1 pseudogene is annotated in these 278 nt (G+C 62.6%); it reads left to right on the top strand.

Going from position 1 to position 278, the window contains the following annotated elements:
• Positions 1-256, top strand: a pseudogene (locus tag KYY02_RS33835) (IS5/IS1182 family transposase); the annotation flags it as partial.
• Positions 257-278 lie beyond the last annotated feature (22 nt).

Below are 278 nucleotides of genomic sequence, written 5' to 3'. Positions count from 1 at the left end.
TATCAAGGCGGTCATCCCGGAGAAGAAGGACCAGGCCGCCAACCGGAAGAGGAAGGGCCGGCACGGAGGCCGGCCCGTCACTCACGACGCCGAGCTCTACAAAGAGCGCAACACCGTCGAGCGCCTGATCAACAAGTTCAAGGCGTGGCGCGGGATCGCCACCCGCTATGACAAAACCCCTGAGAGCTACCTCGCCGGACTCCACCTCCGCGCCTCCATGATCTGGATCAAGGACCTCACCCGAGCCACTCAGTGATCACGACCAGATACAGGCCCTA

Origin of the sequence: Streptomyces pimonensis (genome assembly GCF_041380215.1) — a bacterium.
Lineage (GTDB): Bacteria > Actinomycetota > Actinomycetes > Streptomycetales > Streptomycetaceae > Streptomyces > Streptomyces pimonensis.
The sequence above is the reverse complement of the archived record's forward strand: the minus strand, read 5'-3'. Positions and strand labels throughout refer to the sequence as shown.